The 18,248-nt window shown below is 72.2% G+C and carries 19 protein-coding genes; 8 read left to right on the top strand and 11 right to left on the bottom strand.

The window, feature by feature from the left end:
• Positions 1–25: 25 nt before the first annotated feature.
• On the bottom strand, positions 26–499 hold the full coding sequence (locus FHX45_RS24495) for a LysM peptidoglycan-binding domain-containing protein (RefSeq protein WP_167106481.1): 474 nt from the start codon (positions 497–499) through the stop codon (positions 26–28).
• Between the two features lie 243 nt (positions 500–742).
• On the opposite strand from FHX45_RS24495, the gene lexA reads away from it, so the two are divergent.
• Positions 743–1,444: a transcriptional repressor LexA gene (gene lexA, locus FHX45_RS24490; protein ID WP_167106478.1), complete on the top strand. Its 702-nt coding sequence runs from the start codon at positions 743–745 to the stop codon at positions 1,442–1,444.
• A 61-nt stretch (positions 1,445–1,505) separates the two neighbouring features.
• Here lexA and FHX45_RS24485 read toward each other — a convergent pair whose 3' ends face one another.
• From FHX45_RS24485 to FHX45_RS24475, 3 genes are read right to left on the bottom strand one after another with little or no spacing between them, the layout of a single operon-like run.
• On the bottom strand, positions 1,506–2,534 hold the full coding sequence (locus FHX45_RS24485; RefSeq protein WP_341771600.1) for an SdiA-regulated/phytase-like domain-containing protein: 1,029 nt from the start codon (positions 2,532–2,534) through the stop codon (positions 1,506–1,508).
• 19 nt (positions 2,535–2,553) lie between these two features.
• Positions 2,554–3,984 carry a GTPase HflX gene (hflX, locus tag FHX45_RS24480; RefSeq protein ID WP_167106475.1) on the bottom strand — a complete coding sequence of 477 codons (1,431 nt, stop codon included), beginning with the start codon at positions 3,982–3,984 and terminating at the stop codon, positions 2,554–2,556.
• 43 nt (positions 3,985–4,027) lie between these two features.
• Positions 4,028–4,483, bottom strand: coding sequence for an ArsR/SmtB family transcription factor (locus FHX45_RS24475; protein ID WP_208407615.1), 456 nt, complete (start codon positions 4,481–4,483; stop codon positions 4,028–4,030).
• A 102-nt stretch (positions 4,484–4,585) separates the two neighbouring features.
• Here FHX45_RS24475 and FHX45_RS24470 point away from each other — a divergent pair, with 102 nt between their 5' ends.
• Positions 4,586–5,905 carry an MFS transporter gene (locus FHX45_RS24470; protein ID WP_167106469.1) on the top strand — a complete coding sequence of 440 codons (1,320 nt, stop codon included), beginning with the start codon at positions 4,586–4,588 and terminating at the stop codon, positions 5,903–5,905.
• On the opposite strand, the gene dapF is transcribed toward FHX45_RS24470, so the two are convergent.
• From dapF to FHX45_RS24455, 3 genes are read right to left on the bottom strand one after another with little or no spacing between them, the layout of a single operon-like run.
• Positions 5,811–6,644 carry a diaminopimelate epimerase gene (dapF, locus tag FHX45_RS24465; RefSeq protein WP_167106466.1) on the bottom strand — a complete coding sequence of 278 codons (834 nt, stop codon included), beginning with the start codon at positions 6,642–6,644 and terminating at the stop codon, positions 5,811–5,813. The two genes, FHX45_RS24470 and dapF, sit on opposite strands and share 95 nt — an antisense overlap.
• A 9-nt stretch (positions 6,645–6,653) precedes the next feature.
• A complete protein-coding gene (gene miaA, locus FHX45_RS24460; RefSeq protein ID WP_167106464.1) occupies positions 6,654–7,553 on the bottom strand; it encodes a tRNA (adenosine(37)-N6)-dimethylallyltransferase MiaA in 900 nt (299 codons plus the stop codon).
• Positions 7,550–8,233, bottom strand: a complete 684-nt coding sequence (locus tag FHX45_RS24455) for a class III extradiol ring-cleavage dioxygenase family protein (RefSeq protein WP_167106461.1) — start codon at positions 8,231–8,233, stop codon at positions 7,550–7,552. The genes miaA and FHX45_RS24455 overlap by 4 nt, the downstream gene beginning before the upstream one ends.
• Before the next feature lie 246 nt (positions 8,234–8,479).
• On the opposite strand from FHX45_RS24455, the gene FHX45_RS24450 reads away from it, so the two are divergent.
• Positions 8,480–9,790, top strand: coding sequence for a DUF349 domain-containing protein (locus FHX45_RS24450; RefSeq protein ID WP_167106457.1), 1,311 nt, complete (start codon positions 8,480–8,482; stop codon positions 9,788–9,790).
• Positions 9,791–10,205: 415 nt separating this feature from the next.
• Here the strand turns inward: FHX45_RS24450 and FHX45_RS24445 are convergent, their stop codons facing one another.
• Entirely contained in the window at positions 10,206–11,390 is a 1,185-nt protein-coding gene (locus FHX45_RS24445; RefSeq protein WP_208406088.1) for an MFS transporter, read from the bottom strand.
• A 124-nt stretch (positions 11,391–11,514) separates the two neighbouring features.
• On the opposite strand from FHX45_RS24445, the gene FHX45_RS24440 reads away from it, so the two are divergent.
• The gene (locus tag FHX45_RS24440) at positions 11,515–12,513 is read left to right on the top strand and encodes a LysR substrate-binding domain-containing protein (protein WP_167106454.1); all 999 of its coding nucleotides are present in this window, start codon (positions 11,515–11,517) and stop codon (positions 12,511–12,513) included.
• On the opposite strand, the gene FHX45_RS24435 is transcribed toward FHX45_RS24440, so the two are convergent.
• From FHX45_RS24435 to FHX45_RS24425, 3 genes are all read right to left on the bottom strand, one after another.
• Entirely contained in the window at positions 12,397–12,855 is a 459-nt protein-coding gene (locus FHX45_RS24435; RefSeq protein WP_167106451.1) for an Rv2732c family membrane protein, read from the bottom strand. The two genes, FHX45_RS24440 and FHX45_RS24435, sit on opposite strands and share 117 nt — an antisense overlap.
• Positions 12,852–14,336 (bottom strand): tRNA (N6-isopentenyl adenosine(37)-C2)-methylthiotransferase MiaB, encoded by a 1,485-nt coding sequence (gene miaB, locus FHX45_RS24430; protein WP_167106448.1) that lies wholly within the window; start codon positions 14,334–14,336, stop codon positions 12,852–12,854. Before miaB ends, FHX45_RS24435 begins: the two co-directional genes overlap by 4 nt.
• A gap of 90 nt (positions 14,337–14,426) precedes the next feature.
• Positions 14,427–14,666, bottom strand: a complete 240-nt coding sequence (locus FHX45_RS24425; protein WP_167106445.1) for a hypothetical protein — start codon at positions 14,664–14,666, stop codon at positions 14,427–14,429.
• Positions 14,667–14,924: 258 nt separating this feature from the next.
• On the opposite strand from FHX45_RS24425, the gene FHX45_RS24420 reads away from it, so the two are divergent.
• From FHX45_RS24420 to FHX45_RS24405, 4 genes are all read left to right on the top strand, one after another.
• Positions 14,925–15,653, top strand: a complete 729-nt coding sequence (locus FHX45_RS24420) for an amino acid ABC transporter ATP-binding protein (protein ID WP_208407603.1) — start codon at positions 14,925–14,927, stop codon at positions 15,651–15,653.
• A gap of 52 nt (positions 15,654–15,705) precedes the next feature.
• On the top strand, positions 15,706–16,620 hold the full coding sequence (locus FHX45_RS24415; protein ID WP_167106439.1) for a glutamate ABC transporter substrate-binding protein: 915 nt from the start codon (positions 15,706–15,708) through the stop codon (positions 16,618–16,620).
• 84 nt (positions 16,621–16,704) lie between these two features.
• Entirely contained in the window at positions 16,705–17,352 is a 648-nt protein-coding gene (locus tag FHX45_RS24410; protein ID WP_167106436.1) for an amino acid ABC transporter permease, read from the top strand.
• Entirely contained in the window at positions 17,349–18,209 is an 861-nt protein-coding gene (locus FHX45_RS24405; RefSeq protein ID WP_167106433.1) for an amino acid ABC transporter permease, read from the top strand. Before FHX45_RS24410 ends, FHX45_RS24405 begins: the two co-directional genes overlap by 4 nt.
• The last annotated feature ends 39 nt before the right edge of the window (positions 18,210–18,248 follow it).

Here is an 18,248-nt window from a genome sequence, read left to right as displayed (position 1 = left end):
GAGCGATGCGGTATGGCGACGGGGTTCACGGCGCCGGCGTCACGGAGCCGGACTCCACCGGCACGGTGAGCAACAGACCGGGGACCACGGAACCGGCCGGCAGGTGGTTCAGCGCTTCGATGCGCTCGACCACGGCACCCGTGTCGCTGTCCGGCGCGTACTGCCGCGCCAGATCCCACAGCGTCTCCCCCGGCGCGACCGCGACCATGGCCGTCCGTGCCGGAACGTGCGGCCCGAACGAACCGGCGAATGCACCCAACCCGGTGACGGTGAGCGCGATGGCGACGCCGATCGCGGCGAGCCACGGCCAGCGCGGCGCGACCCGGCGCGGGCACGCGGCGACCGGACCGGGGCGGCGTCCGGCGACGGCGCGCGAGCGCGTCGGCGGCCGCCGAACCTCCGGCCGACGCGGGCGCAGTGCCGTGCGCCCGCCGTCCTCCGGCGCGCCCCGGACCAGCCGCTGCCCGCTCTCCGGCCCCTGGTGCGTCAGTACCGACATGGCGGAACCTCCTCGCAGATCCCCGACCCGCGGCGGCGACCGCCGGTCGAACAACCGTTCTATCGAACTCCCGTGCGAATGTGTACCACCCGGGTACGACAAAATCGAGCACGCCCCGGCGTGTCGTCGAACAGTTGTTTGATGTTTGCTGTCCGGTGCACTACTGTGGGTGACCAGCAGAGGCGGACAGCGCCGGTCGCGCGGGTGCGCGTCCCGGCCGCTCCAGAGCTGGGAGGCAGCAGGGTGTCGCAAGAGACGGGCGAGACGATCCGCAGGCCCGGGGGCCGGTTCGGGGACGTGCATCCCCTCCCCGATCCCGAGTCCGTGGAGGAGGGCCTGAGCCCGCGCCAGCAGCAGATCCTCGAGGTCATCAAGGCGTGGATCGACCGCTTCGGCTACCCGCCCAGCGTGCGCGAGATCGGCGAGGCGGTCGGGCTCACGTCCACCTCGTCGGTGTCGCACCAGCTGCGCACGCTGCAGCGCAAGGGTTACCTGCGCCGGGACGCCAACCGCCCGCGTGCCGTCGGGGTCCTGACCGCCCAGGCCGAGGTGGAGACCACGCCGATGCCCAAGCCCGCGTACGTGCCGCTGGTCGGCCGGATCGCCGCCGGTGGGCCGGTCCTGGCCGAGCAGTCCATCGAGGACGTCTTCCCGCTGCCCAAGGACATCGTCGGCGAGGGCGAGGTGTTCCTGCTCAGCGTCACCGGTGACTCGATGGTCGACGCCGCGATCACCGACGGGGACTGGGTGGTCGTGCGCCAGCAGCCCACCGCCAACAACGGCGAGATCGTGGCCGCGATGATCGACGGCGAGGCCACGGTGAAGACGTTCAAGCAGAAGGACGGCCACGTCTGGCTGATGCCGCACAACGAGGCGTACGACCCCATCCCCGGCGACGAGGCGACGATTCTGGGCAAGGTCGTCGCGGTGATCCGCCGCCTCTGAGCGAGGGTTTCCGGCGGCTTGGCCGCGTGCACGCGCAAGATCGCCCGATCGTTCGAAACGATCAGCGGCCGAACCGCTTCCGCAGCTTCGTCCAGGCGAACACCGCGCCGCCGGCGACCAGGATCGCGAGCAACAGCGCGGGCACCGGCGCCATCCCGCCCGGCCCGGCGGAGGGGCCGGGCGCCTCCCCGCCCGCGCCGGACGCCTGGCCGTTCGCCGTCGTCTCCGTGGCGACCAGCGCCGCCGCGCCGCGCACCGCCCGCACGGGCTGACCGGTCCCTTCGGACGCCGACAGCAGCGTGCCGTCGGGCTCGAAGGCGATCGCCTCCCCCTGCTGTTCGCCCGGCAGCGGGATGCGCACCGGCTCGCGTCGCAGCGCGGCCGCCACGTCCCGGTCGGGCGCCGGGAACAGGTAGGCATCGGTGTAGGTCCGCAATGCGACGACCGTGCCGTCCTTGCTCACCGCACCGCCGGTGACCAGCACCGACCCGAACCCAGCGACGGGGCCGCCGGGCGTGTCCGTGGATTTGACGGTGATGGAGCCGACCCGCTCCAGCGGCGTCGGCCCTGGACCGGCGAGAGGCTTCGCCGGCCGGTAGATCCCGGCCTCACCGAGCGGGGACTTCGTGACCAGGTACGGCGTGCCGGACGCGTCCAGCAGCAGCGCCTCCGTGTCGTGCTGCCCGTCGGGATAGGTCAGCCGGTACAACGTCACCCTGCCCTCCGGCGTGACGGCCAGCAGGGCGACGGTGTCGCGTTGCTTGCGGTTGTCGCCGGTGTCGGCGAGCCAGAACGTGCCGTCCGCGGCCCGCGCCAGGTCCTCCACGTCGTACGGATCGGTGCTACCGGTGATCACCCGCTGGACCGCGCAGTCCCGGCCCAGCACGAAGATCTGCACCTTCGTTCCGCCGTCGTTGATCGCGTACCACCGCGACCCGTCGCTCACCAGCCCGGAGAGCTCACCGAGCCGCTTGTCCGTCACCGAGCACAGCGGTTGCGGCGCGGGCACCTGCGCCGCGCTCACCGGTCCCGCGCCCAGCCCCAGCAGGACGGACAGGACCGGCGCCAGCGCAGTGCTTCCGAGGCTCACCCGAGCCACGGTACCGATCTCAGGCCGGCGAACCGTTCACCGCGTACGCCTCCAGGGCGGACGCCACGTCCGGGCGGACCCGCGCGCTCAACCGGGTGCCTTCGGGCAGGTGCTCCTCGGCGAGGACCTCGCCCTCGGCGTGCGCCCGGGCGACCAGCTCGCCACGGGTGTAGGGCACCAGCGCCTCGACGACCACGTCGGGCCGCGGCAACCGCTCGGCCAGCGCCTCGACCAGCTCCGGCACGCCCTCCCCGGTCCTCGCCGACACCACGAGCGCGCCCGGCAGCAGGTGCCGCAGCCGGACCAGCGACAGCTCGTCGGCCGCGTCCGCCTTGTTGATCACGATCAGCTCCGGCGGCAGCGGGCTCTCGTGGCTAGCGGTGATCTCGGTGAGCACCTGGCGCACCGCGTTCACCTGCTCCTCCGGTGCCGGGTCGGACCCGTCCACGACGTGCAGCAGCAGGTCCGCGTCGGCCGTCTCGTCCAGTGTCGAGCGGAACGCGTCGACCAGCTGGTGCGGCAGGTGCCGGACGAAACCGACCGTGTCGGTCAGCGTGAACGTCCGCCCGTCCGGGGTCGCCGCCCGCCGGGTGGTCGGGTCCAGGGTGGCGAACAGCGCGTTCTCCACCAGGACACCGGCGCCGGTGATCGCGTTGAGCAGGCTGGACTTGCCCGCGTTGGTGTAGCCGACGATCGCGACGCTGGGCACCTCGTTGGCGACCCGGCGGCCCCGCTTCGTGGCACGGATGGTGTCCATCGCGGCGATCTCGCGGCGCAGCTTCGCCACCCGCTTGCCGATGCGCCTGCGGTCGGTCTCCAGCTTCGTCTCACCGGGACCACGCAGGCCGACACCGCCGTTCGCGCCGCCGGCACGGCCACCGGCCTGCCGGGACAGTGATTCACCCCAGCCGCGCAGGCGCGGGATGAGGTACTGCAGCTGGGCGAGCTCGACCTGGGCCTTGCCTTCGCGCGAGCGTGCGTGCTGGGCGAAGATGTCCAGGATCAGCGCGGTCCGGTCGATCACCTTGACCTTGAGCCGCTCCTCCAGCTGGCGCAGCTGGCCGGGCGAGAGCTCGCCGTCGCAGATGACCGTGTCGGCGCCGGTGGCGACCACGATGTCGAACAGCTCACGCACCTTGCCCGAGCCGATGTAGGTGGCCGGATCGGGCTTGGCGCGGCGCTGCACGAGTCCTTCGAGCACCTCGGAGCCCGCGGTCTCGGCCAGGCGCGCGAGCTCGGCGAGGGAGGCCTCGGACTGCGCCGCCGTGCCCTCGGTCCACACGCCCACCAGCACCACGCGTTCGAGGCGGAGCTTGCGGTACTCGACCTCGGTGATGTCCGACAGTTCGGTGGAGAGCCCCGCCACCCGCCGCAGCGAGGCGCGGTCGGACAGCTCCAGCTCGCCCGTCGACGGGTCTTGGCCGGGGTCGGTGTAGGTCAGTTCTGTCATCGTCCTTCCATGGTCCCACGGGTCGCGGGATTGTCCGAATCGTTTAGCGGCTGGGGTACACCGCCACGTACACGGCGAACTGCTCGCCGCCGCCGGGGGTGGAGCGGTTCTTGAACTCGTCCAGCAGGTCGGCCAGGCGGTGTTCGAACTCGCGCCGCCCGTCCGGATCGACCCGGATGACCAGGCGGGACTGGTCCAGCTCGCCGCGGTCCAGCTCGGCGACCTCGGCCAGGTACGCCTCCAGGATCGCCTCGGCCAGGGCGCGGTCGCCGGTGCCGTCCAGCTCCCAGGACTTACCGGTGGAACGGTACGGGATTTCTTTCGCCCCGCGGTTGCCCCGGCGGGGTGATTGCGGCGCCAGGAAGCCGGTGTCGACCAGCTTGCGTACGTGGTGCAGCGTGGTGGCCGGGTCCCGGTCCAGGCGTTGCGCGATCTCCTTGTTCGTCAGCGCCTCCGCAAACGTCAACCGGATGATGCGCAGGCGTATTCCCGAGGCCAGAGCACTGGCTTCGGCCTCGCTGGCGCGGCGGCGGTCTCCCACCGGCTCAGCGTAGTCCGCCCAGTGATTGACGGATTCCAATCAGTCGTTCACCCTATCGGGGTGCCCCGACGTGACTCCCTCTGGTTCCACCCGGGATTCCGGCTGCTCTGGGCGGGTGACACGGTCAGCCAGGCCGGCACCTTCGTCGGGCAGACCGTGCTCCCCCTGCTGGCCGCGACCGTGCTCGCCGCCACCCCGGGCGAGATGGGCCTGCTCACCGCGGCGGAGAACGCCGCGTTCCTGCTCATCGGGCTGCCCGCCGGGGTATGGGTGGACCGGATGCGGCGCCGCCCGCTGATGCTGCGCGCGGACTTCACCCGCGCCGCGCTGCTGCTGACCGTCCCGGTGGCGTGGTGGGCCGGTGCGCTGTCGCTGGCCCAGCTGATCGTGGTGGGCCTGCTGGTCAGCGTGGGGACGGTCTTCTTCGACATCTCCTACCAGTCGTACCTGCCGTCCCTGGTCGGCCGGGAGCACCTGCTGGAGGGAAACGCGAAGCTGCAAACCAGCCAGTCGGTGGCGCAGGTGGCCGGACCCGGGATCGGCGGTGGCCTCGTGCAGCTGGCGGGCGCGGCCAACGCCGTGCTCGCGACCGGCGCCGGCTACCTCGCGTCGGCGCTGTTCCTGCTGCGCATCCGCACCCCGGAACCGGAGCCCGAACCGCACGACGGCACCCCGCTGCGCGCGCAGATCGCCGAGGGCCTGCGGTTCGTGTTCGGCAACCCGACGCTGCGCGCCGTCGTGCTGTGCACCTCGGGCGGCAACTTCGCCGGCACCGTCGTGATCTCCATGCAGGTCCTGTTCCTCACCCGGGACCTGGGCCTGAGCCCGTCGGCGGTGGGCCTGGTGCTGGCGATCGGCAGCGGCGGCGGGGTACTGGGCGCGCTGACGGCCGGGTTCTGGACGCGGCTGATCGGCCAGGCCAGATCGATCTGGCTGGTGCCGCTGGTGACCTGGCCACTGCAACTGCTGCTGCCGCTCGCGCGGCCGGGGTGGTCGGTGGCGCTGGGCGTGCTGGGCCTGGCCGTCACCGGGTACGGCATCGTCGTCTACAACGTCGCGCAGGTGAGCTACCGCCAGGCCATCTGCCCGGACCGGCTGCTCGGCCGCATGAACGCGACCGTGCGGTTCGTGGTGTGGGGCACGATGCCCCTGGGCGGTCTCGCCGGCGGCGCGCTCGGCGAGACGATCGGGGTCCGGGCCACCGTGTGGGCCGGGTGCGCCCTGGCCGCGGTGTCGATGCTACCGGTGCTGCTGTCGCCGCTGCGGACGATGCGGGACCTGCCGGTCAGCCGGCCTGCTCCCACCACGCCGGATCCAGCTCACCCCGGGCCACGAACTCCGCCGGGCCGGTCAGCGTCGACGCCCCCCGCTCCACGGTGACCTCGACACGGCCACCGGGTACGTCCACAGCGGACTTCCCGGTGTCGGTGCCGGCCAGGTGCAGCGCGGCCGCGACGGCCGCCACCGTGCCGGTGCCGCACGCCCGCGTCTCGCCCACGCCGCGCTCGTAGACGCGCATCTTCAGGCGCTGCTCGCCGAGCGGGTTGACGAACTCGAGGTTGACCCCTTCCGGGAAGAAATCGCTGTCGTAGCGCGGCGCACGGGTGAGGTCCAGCTCGTCGACATCATCATCCACAATGGACACCAGATGCGGGTTGCCCACATCCACGGCGACGCCGGAGAAGTCGTGCCCGTCCACGATGGCGACCGACGCACCGGTGATCGAGGCCGGGCCCATCTGCACCGTCACCGACAGGTCGGGGTGCACCACCACCGGCCGGTCGCCGGCGCGCGTGCCGATCACGAAGTCGCGCCCGGACACCAGCCCCGTCTCGACGAGGTACCGCGCGAAGACCCGCGTCCCGTTGCCGCACATCTCGGCGATGGACCCGTCCGCGTTGCGGTAGTCCATGAACCACTCCCCCGCCGAGCCGGCCGCGGCCGGGGCGTCTGCCGCTTCCCGGCGGACCACCCGCAGGACGCCGTCGGCACCGAGCCCACGCTGCCGGTCGCACAACGCGGCGACCCGCCCGGCTGTCAGGTCCAGCCGTCCGTCGGGGTCCGGGAGCACCACGAAGTCGTTCTGGGTGCCATGCCCCTTGAGGAACTCGATTGCCACACGTTCAGACTACTGGGCCAGCACGGAGAGCACTCGCGCGGCCACGTCCGGATCGGCTCCGTCGAACCACCGGATCCGCGCGTCGCGGCGGAACCAGGATCGTTGCCTGCGAACGAATCGGCGCGTCGCCTGCTTGGTGGCCTCGGCCGCGGCCGCGAAGTCCCGGCCGCCGTCCAGCTCGGCCAGCACCTGCTGGTACCCCAGCGCCCGGGAGGCGGTCCTGCCCTCCCGCAGGCCGCGCTCCAGCAGCGACTCCACCTCGGCGACCAGGCCCGCCGCGAACATGCGGTCCACGCGCACGTCGACCCGGCGGTCCAGGTCCGCGGTGTCCCGGTCCACGCCGATCAGCACGGTGCCGTAGCGCGCCGGGCCGGGTTGGGGCAGGTTCGCCGAGAACGGCTGCCCGGTGATCTCGATGACCTCCAGTGCCCGGACGATCCGGCGGGTGTTGCTGGGCAGGATCGCGGTGGCCGCGGCGGGGTCGAGGCTGCTCAGCCGCGCGTGCAGGACCGGCGCGCCGACCTCGGCCGCTTCGGCCTCCAGGCGCGCCCGCACCGAGGGGTCGGTGCCCGGGAAGCGCAGATCGTCGAGCACGGCCTGCACGTACAGACCGGAACCACCGGCCAGCACCGGAACCGTGCCCTCGGCCAGCAGGCGTTCAATGACGGCCCGCGCGTCGCGCTGGTAGGCCGCGACCGACGCCGTCTCGGTGACCTCGAGAACGTCGAGCAGGTGGTGGGTGATGCCGCGGCGCTCCGCCTCCGGCACCTTGGCGGTGCCGATGTCCATGCCGCGGTAGAGCTGGAGCGCGTCGGCGTTGACCACCTCGCCGCCGACCGCGCGGGCGATCGTGATGGCCAGCTCGGACTTGCCGGTCGCGGTGGGGCCGACGACGGCGATCGGGTTCACCCGCGCTCCCACACCGCGACGTGGTAGCCGACGCCGAACGGCGCCGCGGAGTAGAGCAGCTCGGCGCGCCAGTCGTCGCCGGTGCCGGCCAGGACCTGCCACGGTGCCCGGCCGCCGGCGCCCAGCTCCGCCGCCAGGTCCGGGTCGAGCGCTCGCAGCGCGGCCGTGTCCGCGGTCGCCAGGGCGCGCGCGACGGTGTCGTCGAAGCCGGGGGCGCGCTCGTCCTCGCTGCCGGGGGACTTCGGGCCGTGCCGGTTCGAGCCGTCACCGAGGACCAGCAGGCCGGTCCGCTCGCCGTGGGCCAGCTGCTTGCCGAGGCGTTCGCACTCGGCCGGGTCACCGTCCACCAGGTGCACCCGGACGGAGTCCGCGGCCGCCTGCTCGCGCAGCCAGCCCGCGACGAGGGCAGGCAGCGGAAGCTCGGCCGGGGTGACGCGACCGGCGGACAACGCGACCGCAACGTCCACCCCGTAGCCCCGGAACGATCCGGACAAGCCCGGATCGACCACCCCTTCGTGAGCCCCGGCGCCGACCGCGATCCACTCCCGGGTGACGGCGGCGAGCCGCCGCACCGCGGTGCGGCACGCCGCGCGCAGGGACTCCAGGTCGGCACTCGCACCCGGTGACAGAGCGGGCACGAGCAGCGGGGGCTGCGGTACCACCACGGCTTGCACGATCACACCCGCCGAGGTTACCGGCAGCCACCGGCGGGCAGCCGGTGGACACGGAGCGCAGCGACTCGGGCGATCACAGCGATCCCACGCGGCCCGGAAGTAGAATCACCCGCTCCGACTCGCCAACCGAGTACCACGAGCGGCGCTGAACTGCTTGAATGCGGCCAGAGGACCGATACCAGCATGACCCGGCCCCGCGCGCCCGCGGGGCGCCCGCCGCCAGGCGGGCCGACAGGCGATAAGGAGCCTGCGATGTCCGACGAGAACACCGGCACCCCGGCGCCCCACCAGGTGCCCCACGGCCACACGCCCGCCGCCGCTCACGGCGTGCCGGTCCCGCCGGCCGAGCCGCACCCCGCCCGGTGGGGGCGGGTGGACGACGAGGGCAACGTCTACGTGCGGACCGCGGACGGGGAACGCGCCGTCGGGGTGTGGCAGGCCGGTTCGCCGGAGGAAGGGCTGCTGCACTACGCGCGCCGCTTCGACGACCTGCGCACCGAGGTGGAACTGCTCGGCACGCGCCTGTCGTCCGGTGCCGGCGATCCCAAGCACGCGCTCGCCACCGCAACCCAGCTGCGGGACGGCCTGCCGACCGCCGCGGTGGTCGGTGACCTCGAGGCGCTGTCGGCCCGGATCGACCAGATCGTGGCGCACGCCGAGACCGCGCTCGCCGCCGCGAAGCAGGAGCGCGAGGAGGCCAGGGCGGCCGCGGTCGGGCGCAAGCAGGCGCTCGCCGAGGAGGCCGAGCAGATCGCCGCCGAATCGGTGCAGTGGAAGGCCGCGGGTGACCGGCTGCGCGCGATCCTGGACGAGTGGAAGACGATCAAGGGCGTCGACCGCAAGACCGACGACGAGCTGTGGAAACGCTTCTCCAAGGCACGCGAGGCGTTCAACCGGCGCCGTGGCTCGCACTTCGCCGAGCTGGACAAGCAGCGCGCGGCGGCCAAGGCCCGCAAGGAAGAGCTGATCGCCGAGGCCGAGGCGCTGGCCGACTCGACCGACTGGGGCCCGACCGCCGCCCGGTACAAGGAGCTCATGGCGGAGTGGAAGGCCGCGGGCCGGGCGCCCAAGGAGGCCGACGACGCCTTGTGGCAGCGCTTCCGCGGCGCGCAGGACGCGTTCTTCTCCCGCCGGTCGGCGATCTTCTCCGAGCGCGACGCCGAGTTCGCCGCGAACGCCACGCGCAAGGAGGAACTGCTCGCCGAGGCCGAGAAGATCGACCCGGGGGTGAACCTGGACGCGGCGAAGGCTCAGCTGCGGCGCATCCAGGAGCAGTGGGACGAGATCGGCAAGGTGCCGCGGGAACGGATCCGCGAGCTGGACGGCCGGCTGAAGGCGGTGCAGGACCGCGTCCGCGAGGTCGAGGACAGCCAGTGGCGCCGCAGCGACCCGGAAGCGCAGGCACGCGCCGCGCAGTTCCGTGAGCGGGTCGAGCAGTTCGAGGCGCAGGCGGCCAAGGCCCGCGCCGCCGGTGACGAGCGCCGCGCGAAGAAGGCCGAAGAGCAGGCGGCGCAGTGGCGCGAGTGGATGCGCGCCGCCGAGCAGGCGGTCGCCGACCGCTGAGGTTCACGCTGCGAGCGGCCCCTCCGCAGCGTGCGGAGGGGCCGCTCGCTCACTCCTCGCCGTATTACCCGGCGAGCGCGGTGAACGCGGCCTTGGGTTCCCAGCGCAGGCCGGGGTAGGTCGCGCCCTGTCAGCTCCAGCGGGCAGGGCGAGAACCAGACTTCGAGCCCGAGGCCGGCGGCGGCCGTGGCTCGAACTCGAGCCGTTCCGGATCGCCGCCCATGATCCGCACCGCCGTGCAGTGCAGGTCGTCCCGCGCTCGCACTCCCCGGTCAACCGGCGACGGCTCCCCAGGTAAGCCGGCGCCAGTGCACGGTGGCCCCCGGCCGCGATTCCCGGGGGCAGGCCGGCGCCGGGCCCGCCGGCCGCGGCGTGTTCGCCGGTTACGGCGGCGTGTTTGCCGCTCGCGGCGGCGTTATGACGGCGCGGTGCGGTGCCGCAGCGCAACGCCGGCGCCGGTCAGGAACGCCAGCGCCGCCGCAGCGCCGAGGATGACCGGCGGTGTCGTCACCTTCGTCAGGAGCGCGAACACGTACGGCGCGCAGAACCCGATGTAGGTCAGCGCCCACCACACCGCCGACAACCGCGCGAGGCCCTCCGGTGGGGCGATCCGGGCGATCTCGGTCAGTCCGAAGGTCACGCACAAGCCGTAGCCGCACCCCAGTACCGCGTCGGCGAGCAACGCGAGCACCGGCCGTCCCGTGACCGCCGCCGCGGTACCGAACAGCATTCCGGACCCGATCGCCGCCAGGCCGATCAGCGCGGGCAGCAGGACGGCGCGCGCCGCGAGCCGCCGGCCGACCGGCTGGATCAGCAGCCCGGCGCCGAGCACGACGGCGATCGCCACCCCGGCGAACACCGTCTCCGCCCCGCCCAGACGCCTCTCCACGACCGACGGCAACACCGCGAACCCGGTCGCGGGTGCGGCGAACACCCACGGCGCCACCGGCACGACCATCCGCCGGAACCGCGGATCGCGGATCCCGGTCACCCGCCTGCCCGGCGCCACCCGCGGCGCGGTTTCCGGCACCTTCACCGCGGCGACCAGCGCGACCGCGGACAGCACGAGGTGCGGCAGGTACGCCACATCCAGCGGCGCCCACTGCGCGATCAGCGCCGCGACCAGGCCGCCGAGGCCGAATCCGGCGGACAGGAACAAGCTCGCCCGGCGCGCGCCGGTGCCCTCCGGGGCGTCGTCGTGCGGCGGGTGGGACAACTCCTTCACCCACGCACTGCCCGCCGCGAGCACCGCACCCATCGCGAACCCGGACGCGAACCGCCCCACCCCCAGCCACGGCACACCCACCTCGCCGAGCAGCAGCGCGCCGGTCGCCAGCGCCGACAGCGCCACCGCGCCGAGCACCACGGCCCGCCGCCCGTAGCGGTCGGCGCCGGGCCCGCCGAGCAGCAGGCCGGGCACCAGGCCCAGGACGTAGATCGCGAAGAGCCCCGTCACGGTCGCCGCGGACAGGCCCAGCTCGCGGCGGTAGGCACCCAGCATCGGCGAGAACTGGTTCGCCCCCCACCCGGCCGCCGTGATCAACCAGGCCGCCCGCGGCCACATCGGCCGGGTCGCGGGCAGCACGGCACTCTCCGTCATACCCGGGTTTTAACCCACCCGGCGCGCGCGAGCCAGCTCGTTCACGAATCCCGAACGCGCCGCCCCCGCCGGGGATGCCACGGATCACCTTGGCGAACGCCGTGCCCCGGCCTACCGTCGGGGGGTGGATCTGCGCCGCCTCTCGTCCTTCCTGGCGGTGGCCGAGGAAGGGCACTTCGGCCGGGCCGCGGCGCGCCTGTTCCTGTCCCCGCCCGCGGTCACCGCCCACATCCAGCAGCTCGAACGCGAGCTCGGCACCGCCCTGTTCGACCGGTCGCCGGTGCGGCTCACGCCCGCCGGGCACCGCTTCCTCGGTCACGCCCGCGGCCTGGTCGACGCCGCCAACGCCGCGTTCGAGGACATCGCCGGCCTCGCCACGGACGACGACGTCCTGCGCGTCGGGGTCATGGGGCACGGCTCGGCCGAGCTGACCCCGGCCGTCATCTCCGCCTTCCGGCACCTGCGCCCGCACGTGCAGCTGACCCTGGAGGCGCTCACCTTCACCGAGCACACCAGCGCGCTGCTGGAGCACCGTGTCGACGTGGCGTTCGTCCGCCCCGCCGTGACCGACGAGCGGGTCACCGTCGACGTGCTCACCACCGAGGCCCGCATCGTCGTCATCCCGGCGCGCTCCGACCTCGCCGCGGCCGGCGAACTGCGCCTCGCCGACGTACTGGACCTGCCGTTCGTCGCGCTGCCGCGGCACACCCCGCGGCCGTTCACCGACTACCTGTACTTCACGCACGCCCGCGGCGGCGAGGCCCCGCGGCCGGGGCCGGACCACGCGGTCACCCCGCAGGAAGTCCTGATGAGCGTGGCCGCGGGCCGCGGTGCGGGCTCCGCGCTCAGCTCGTTCGCGCGCTTCTACCGCTGGCCCGGGACGGTGTGCGTGCCCGTGGTGGACGCGCCGTGGGACCACAGCGTGCTCGCCACCCGGACCCGCGACCGGAACCCGGACGTGGCGCTGTTCCGCCGGCTCGCGCGGTCCCTGGCGCCGCGGTTCGCCTCAGGTGCGGGACCAGGCGGTGCGCATCCACTGGGCGGCCAGCAGGATCATCGCGATCAGGGCGATGATCATGCCGATGCCGGGCCCGCGGCCGGCGGCGCCGTTGGCCACCGATGACTGCTGCGACCAGATCGCGAGCAACCCGTCGACGGAGGCGAACCAGCCGCCCATCGCGCACACCCAGGCCAGCCACCAGCGGCGCGTCATCAGGGTCAGCGCCGAGGCCAGCACCCCGATCACGGTGGACGTGGTGGCGAACAGCTGCGGGATGCCGCCGCCACGGCCGAGCAGCACCTCCCAGCCGACGTGGTCCCCGACCCAGGGCAGCAGCTGCCCGACCAGCAGCACGAACACGAGCACCGCGATGACGAACCCGCGGCGGCCGAGCTCGACCGTCCGGGACGCCTTGGTCACGGCGTGGTCGACGTCGGCGGCGAGCCGGTCGTAGTCGTCGCTCACAGGCCGCACCCGCCCGTCGTCACCGGCTGCGGCGCCGGGCGGCCGAACGCGGGCAGGCCGAGGCTCACCCCGCCGGTCTTGGGCCGGCGGCCCGCCTCCACGTTGTCCCCGGCGCGGGTGCGCCGGTGCGTGAGCACGTCGCCGTCGGCGACGAGGTGGTGCGGCGCGCCGTAGGTGATCACCGTCTCGACGACGTCGCCCGGCCGCACCGATCCGGCGACCGCATCGCCGGTGGGCGTGAAGTGCACGAGCCGCCCGTCCCGGGCCCGGCCGCTCATCCGCCGGGTCTCGGTGTCCTTGCGGCCTTCGCCCTCGGCGACCAGCAGCTCGACCTTGCGCCCGACGAGCTTGCGGTTCTCGTCCCAGGCGATCTCGTCGACCAGCTCGACCAGCCGTTCGTAGCGCTCCTGCACGACCTGCTTGGGCAGCTGGTCCGGCATCTCCGCGGCCGGGGTGCCGGGCCGCTTGGAGTACTGGAAGGTGAACGCGCTGGAGAACCGCGCCTGGCGCACCACGTCGAGGGTGGCCTGGAAGTCCGCTTCGGTCTCGCCGGGGAACCCGACGATGATGTCGGTGGTGATCGCCGCGTCCGGGATGCGGTCCCGCACCTTGTCCAGGATGGACAGGAACCGGCTGGACCGGTAGGACCGGCGCATCTCGCGCAGGATCCGGTCCGAACCCGATTGCAGCGGCATGTGCAGCTGCGGGCAGACGTTCGGCGTCTGCGCCATCGCGTCGATGACGTCGTCGGTGAAGGCCGCCGGGTGCGGCGAGGTGAACCGCACCCGCTCCAGCCCGTCGATCTGGCCGCAGGCGCGCAGCAGCCGCGAGAACGCGTCCCGCTCGCCGAACTCCACGCCGTAGGAGTTGACGTTCTGCCCGAGCAGCGTCACCTCCAGCACGCCCTCGGCGACGAGCGCCTCGACCTCGGCGAGGATCTCGCCCGGCCGCCGGTCGCGTTCCTTGCCGCGCAGCGCGGGCACGATGCAGAACGTGCACGTGTTGTTGCAGCCGACCGAGATGGAGACCCACCCGGAGTGGGCCGACTCCCGGCGGGCGGGCAGCGTCGAGGGGAACGTCTCCAGCGACTCGAGGATCTCCACCTGGGCTTCGGCGTTGTGCCGGGCACGTTCCAGCAGCACCGGCAGCGCGCCGATGTTGTGCGTGCCGAACACCACGTCCACCCAGGGGGCGCGCCGGACGATCTCGCTGCGGTCCTTCTGGGCCAGGCAGCCGCCGACGGCGATCTGCATGCCCGGGTTGGCGTCCTTGGCCGGGCGCAGGTGCCCGAGGGTGCCGTAGAGCTTGTTGTCCGCGTTCTCCCGCACCGCGCACGTGTTGAACACGACGAGGTCGGGCACGTCACCGGTGCCTGCCGGAACGTAGCCCGCCTCCTCCAGCTGCCCCGCGAGGCGCTCGGAGTCGTGCACGTTCATCTGGCAGCCGAACGTGCGGATCTGGAACGTCTTGCCACCGGTCATCGGGCACCGTGTTCGCTGGTAGGTTCGCTGGTCGGACGAGACATGACGGCTACCAGCGTAACGCTGCCGGTTCACCCGGCCGCGCGCGCGTCACCTCTGGAGCGCGACGTACCAGCCTTCCGGAATGGGCCCGGGGAGCAGGTCCGGGATGAACGTGCAGACGTGGCCGGGCCAGGACGGCAGCACCGCCTGGCAGTCCGCCTGGGTGCGGTAGGGGCCGGCCTTGAGGGTCACCGAGTAGCCGGGTGCGGCCTGGGCCGGGACGGCGAGGGTGCACAGCGCGGCGAGCACGAGCGCGGCGACCGCCGTGCGCAGGTTGCGTACAGTCACCACCCGAGTATCGAGCGCGACGAAGCCGAGCGCAGGGCGGTACCCCGTTCGAGTGAACCGACCCCCTCCGAGCTGCGCGGCTTGCCTGACTACAGTTACCCGCACCCGGGGTCGCCGTCCGCAGGAAAACGGGCAGAACGGATGACACCTGGGTTGCGTTTGCCGCGAGATGCGGGCGCCGCGTTGCCACACGGTGTTAGATCGCCGCATGAGCCGGGCTATGGAGGGCAGATGAGCACAGCTACGTCAGCACCAGCGATGATCAGGGCTGCCGGCGTGAACAAGTTCTTCGGCGACCTGCACGTGCTCAAGGACATCAACCTGGAGGTGCCGCAGGGCCAGGTCGTGGTGGTCCTCGGGCCGTCCGGCTCCGGCAAGTCCACGCTGTGCCGCGCGATCAACCGGCTGGAACCGATCGATTCCGGGGAGATCTCGGTGGACGGTCAGCCGCTGCCCGCGGAGGGCAAGGCGCTGGCCGCGCTGCGGGCCGAGGTCGGCATGGTGTTCCAGTCGTTCAACCTGTTCGCGCACAAGACCATCGTCGAGAACGTGATGCTCGCGCCGGTGAAGGTCCGCAGGATCAGGCAGAACGAGGCACGCAAGACGGCGATGGAGCTGCTCGACCGGGTGGGCATCGCGAACCAGGCGCAGAAGTACCCCGCGCAGCTGTCCGGGGGTCAGCAGCAGCGGGCGGCGATCGCGCGCGCCCTGGCGATGAAGCCGAAGGTGATGCTGTTCGACGAGCCGACCTCGGCACTGGACCCGGAGATGGTCCAGGAGGTGCTGGACACCATGACCGGGCTGGCCCGCGAGGGCATGACCATGCTCGTGGTGACCCACGAGATGGGCTTCGCCCGCCGCGCCGCGAACCGGGTGGTGTTCATGGCCGACGGCGAGATCGTCGAGGACACCACGCCGGACGAGTTCTTCACCAAGCCGAGGTCGGACCGCGCCAAGGACTTCCTCGGCAAGATCCTGACGCACTAGTTCAGTTCCCGCGGCGCGTGCGCCGCCTGATCCCGGGAGAACAGGAATCCAGATGAAGATCCGCACCCTGGCAGCGGGGCTGCTCGTCGGCGCCCTGACGCTGACCGCCTGCGGCAAGGAGGGCACCCCCTCCGGCTCCGGCACCGGCGACACCGGCTCGAACGCCGCCGCGCTGCCGACCTACACCGTCGCGCAGAACGTCGACGTGGCCGGTTCGCCGACCTTCGCCCGCGTCAAGGGCGCCGGCAAGCTGACCATCGGCGTCAAGGACGACCAGCCGGGCCTGGGCCTGAAGGACCCCACGACCGGCAAGTTCCAGGGTTTCGACATCGAGATCGCCAAGATGGTCGCCGCGGGTCTCGGCTTCGACGAGAGCAAGATCAACTTCACCACGGTCGACTCGGCCGCGCGTGAGGCCGCGATCAGCAACGGCAACGTCGACTACTACGTCGGCACCTACACCATCACCGACAAGCGCAAGCAGCAGGTCTCCTTCGCCGGCCCGTACTTCATGGCCGGCCAGGACCTCCTGGTGCGCAAGGACGACACCTCGATCACCGGTCCGGAGACCCTGAAGGGCAAGAAGGTCTGCTCGGTGACCGGGTCGACCCCGATCCAGCGCGTCCGTGACCAGCAGCTCACCGAGCCGGGCAACATCGTCGAGTTCCAGAAGTACTCGCAGTGCGTGGACAAGCTGCTGACCAAGGAGGTCGACGCCGTCACCACCGACGACGCGATCCTCAAGGGCTTCGCCGCGCAGGACCCGGACAACCTCAAGGTCGTCGGCAAGACGTTCTCGCAGGAGCCCTACGGCATCGGCCTGAACCACGACGACGCCGCCCTGCGCGGCAAGATCGACGACCTGCTCCAGGCCGCCATCGACAACGGCACGTGGCAGAAGATCTACGACGCCACCTTGGGCAAGTCGGGTTCGCCCGCCCAGCCGCCGGCGATCCAGCGTTACTGACCATCCGTTGTGGCCGGTGAGCGCGCTCGCGCTCACCGGCCGCTCCCTGTGCACCCATTCACCAACCGCGGCGGGGAAGGCTCGATGGACGTCCTGCTCGACAACCTGGACCTCTACGGTCCGTTCTTCTGGACCACGATCAAGCTGTTCCTGATCTCAGGGGTGGCCAGCCTGATCTTCGGCACGTTCCTGGCCGGCCTGCGGGTCAGCCCGGTGCCGGTGTTCCGCGCCATCGGCGCCACCTACGTGACGCTGCTGCGGAACACACCGCTGACGCTGGTCTTCGTGTTCCTCGTGTTCGCCTATCCGCTGCTCGAGATCCTTGAGCTGTCCTACTTCACCGCCGCCGCGGTGGCGCTGACCATCTACACGTCGGCGTTCATCTGCGAGGTGGTGCGCTCGGGCATCAACACGGTGCCGGTCGGGCAGGCCGAGGCCGCCCGTGCGCTCGGCCTGACGTTCAGCCAGATCCTCGGCCAGATCGTCCTGCCGCAGGCGATCCGCTCGGTGGTGCCACCGCTGATGAGCACGCTGATCGGCATGCTGAAGAACACCACGATCGCCGCCGGGTTCTCGGTCACCGAAGCCGGCGCGATCCGCCAGTACCTGTCCGAGCGCGGCGACAACCAGCTGATCGGCCTGCTGTGGGTCGCGCTCGGCTTCATCATCCTGGTCGCGATCCTGTCGTTCGCGCAGCGGGCTCTCGAAAGGCGCTGGAGCGTGGCGCGATGAGCAACGTCCTGTTCGATGTTCCCGGCCCCAAGGCCCGCATGCGGCACCGGCTGATGGCGGTGCTCGGGATCGTGGTCGTGGTGGCGATCCTCACCTACATCGTCTACCGCTTCTACGACAGCGGGCAGTTCACCGCCCGCAAGTGGCAGTGGCTGCAGTACGCGCAGGTCCAGCGTGACCTGGTGACCGCGCTGCTGGCGACGGTCAAGGCGTTCGCGCTCGGCGCCGTGCTGGCGCTGGTGTTCGGTGCGATCTTCGCCGCCGGCCGGCTGTCGGACCACGCGTGGGCGCGGGGCATCTCGACGTTCATCGTCGAGTTCTTCCGCGCCATTCCGCTGCTGATCCTGATGTTCCTCTTCTACTACGGCGCCCCGGCCCTGGGCGTGACCCTGCCGCCGTTCGCCGCGGTGGTGCTCGGCCTGACCCTCTACAACGGTTCGGTGCTCGCGGAGGTGTTCCGCGCCGGTATCCAGGCGCTGCCGAAGGGGCAGAGCGAGGCGGCCTACGCGCTGGGCATGGGCAAGACCCAGGTGATGACGCTCGTCCTGATCCCGCAGGCGATCCGCTCGATGCTGCCGACGATCATCAGCCAGCTCGTGGTGCTGCTCAAGGACACCGCGCTGGGCTTCCTGGTGACCTACCCGGAGCTGCTGTACTACGCGCGCTACATCGGTTCGCAGGGCGCGTTCAGCCGGCCGATCGTCCCGTCGACGATCGTGGTCGCGGCGATCTACATCGCGCTGTGCCTGCTGCTCACCGCGCTGGCCAACTTCATCGAACGCCGCCAGCGGCGCAGCAAGAAGCACGTGGAGACCGAACGCCCGCCGGCGACCGAGGACGTCGTGGGCGTGGCCTGATCCCCGCGCGCGGAACGGGGGCGTGGCGAGGGATCGCCG

The sequence above is a fragment of the Amycolatopsis granulosa genome (assembly GCF_011758745.1).
Lineage (GTDB): Bacteria > Actinomycetota > Actinomycetes > Mycobacteriales > Pseudonocardiaceae > Amycolatopsis_E > Amycolatopsis_E granulosa.
This window is presented reverse-complemented; position numbering and strand designations above follow the sequence as displayed.

What these genes read in the sequence shown, in the direction of transcription:
- FHX45_RS24495 (WP_167106481.1), bottom strand. Translation starts at nt 499, where the DNA reads ATGTCGGTACTGACGCACCAGGGGCCGGAGAGCGGGCAGCGGCTGGTC.
- hflX (WP_167106475.1), bottom strand. Translation starts at nt 3,984, where the DNA reads ATGACAGAACTGACCTACACCGACCCCGGCCAAGACCCGTCGACGGGC.
- FHX45_RS24450 (WP_167106457.1), top strand. Translation starts at nt 8,480, where the DNA reads ATGTCCGACGAGAACACCGGCACCCCGGCGCCCCACCAGGTGCCCCAC.
- FHX45_RS24445 (WP_208406088.1), bottom strand. Translation starts at nt 11,390, where the DNA reads ATGACGGAGAGTGCCGTGCTGCCCGCGACCCGGCCGATGTGGCCGCGG.
- miaB (WP_167106448.1), bottom strand. Translation starts at nt 14,336, where the DNA reads ATGACCGGTGGCAAGACGTTCCAGATCCGCACGTTCGGCTGCCAGATG.
- FHX45_RS24420 (WP_208407603.1), top strand. Translation starts at nt 14,925, where the DNA reads ATGATCAGGGCTGCCGGCGTGAACAAGTTCTTCGGCGACCTGCACGTG.
- FHX45_RS24415 (WP_167106439.1), top strand. Translation starts at nt 15,706, where the DNA reads ATGAAGATCCGCACCCTGGCAGCGGGGCTGCTCGTCGGCGCCCTGACG.
- FHX45_RS24410 (WP_167106436.1), top strand. Translation starts at nt 16,705, where the DNA reads ATGGACGTCCTGCTCGACAACCTGGACCTCTACGGTCCGTTCTTCTGG.
- FHX45_RS24405 (WP_167106433.1), top strand. Translation starts at nt 17,349, where the DNA reads ATGAGCAACGTCCTGTTCGATGTTCCCGGCCCCAAGGCCCGCATGCGG.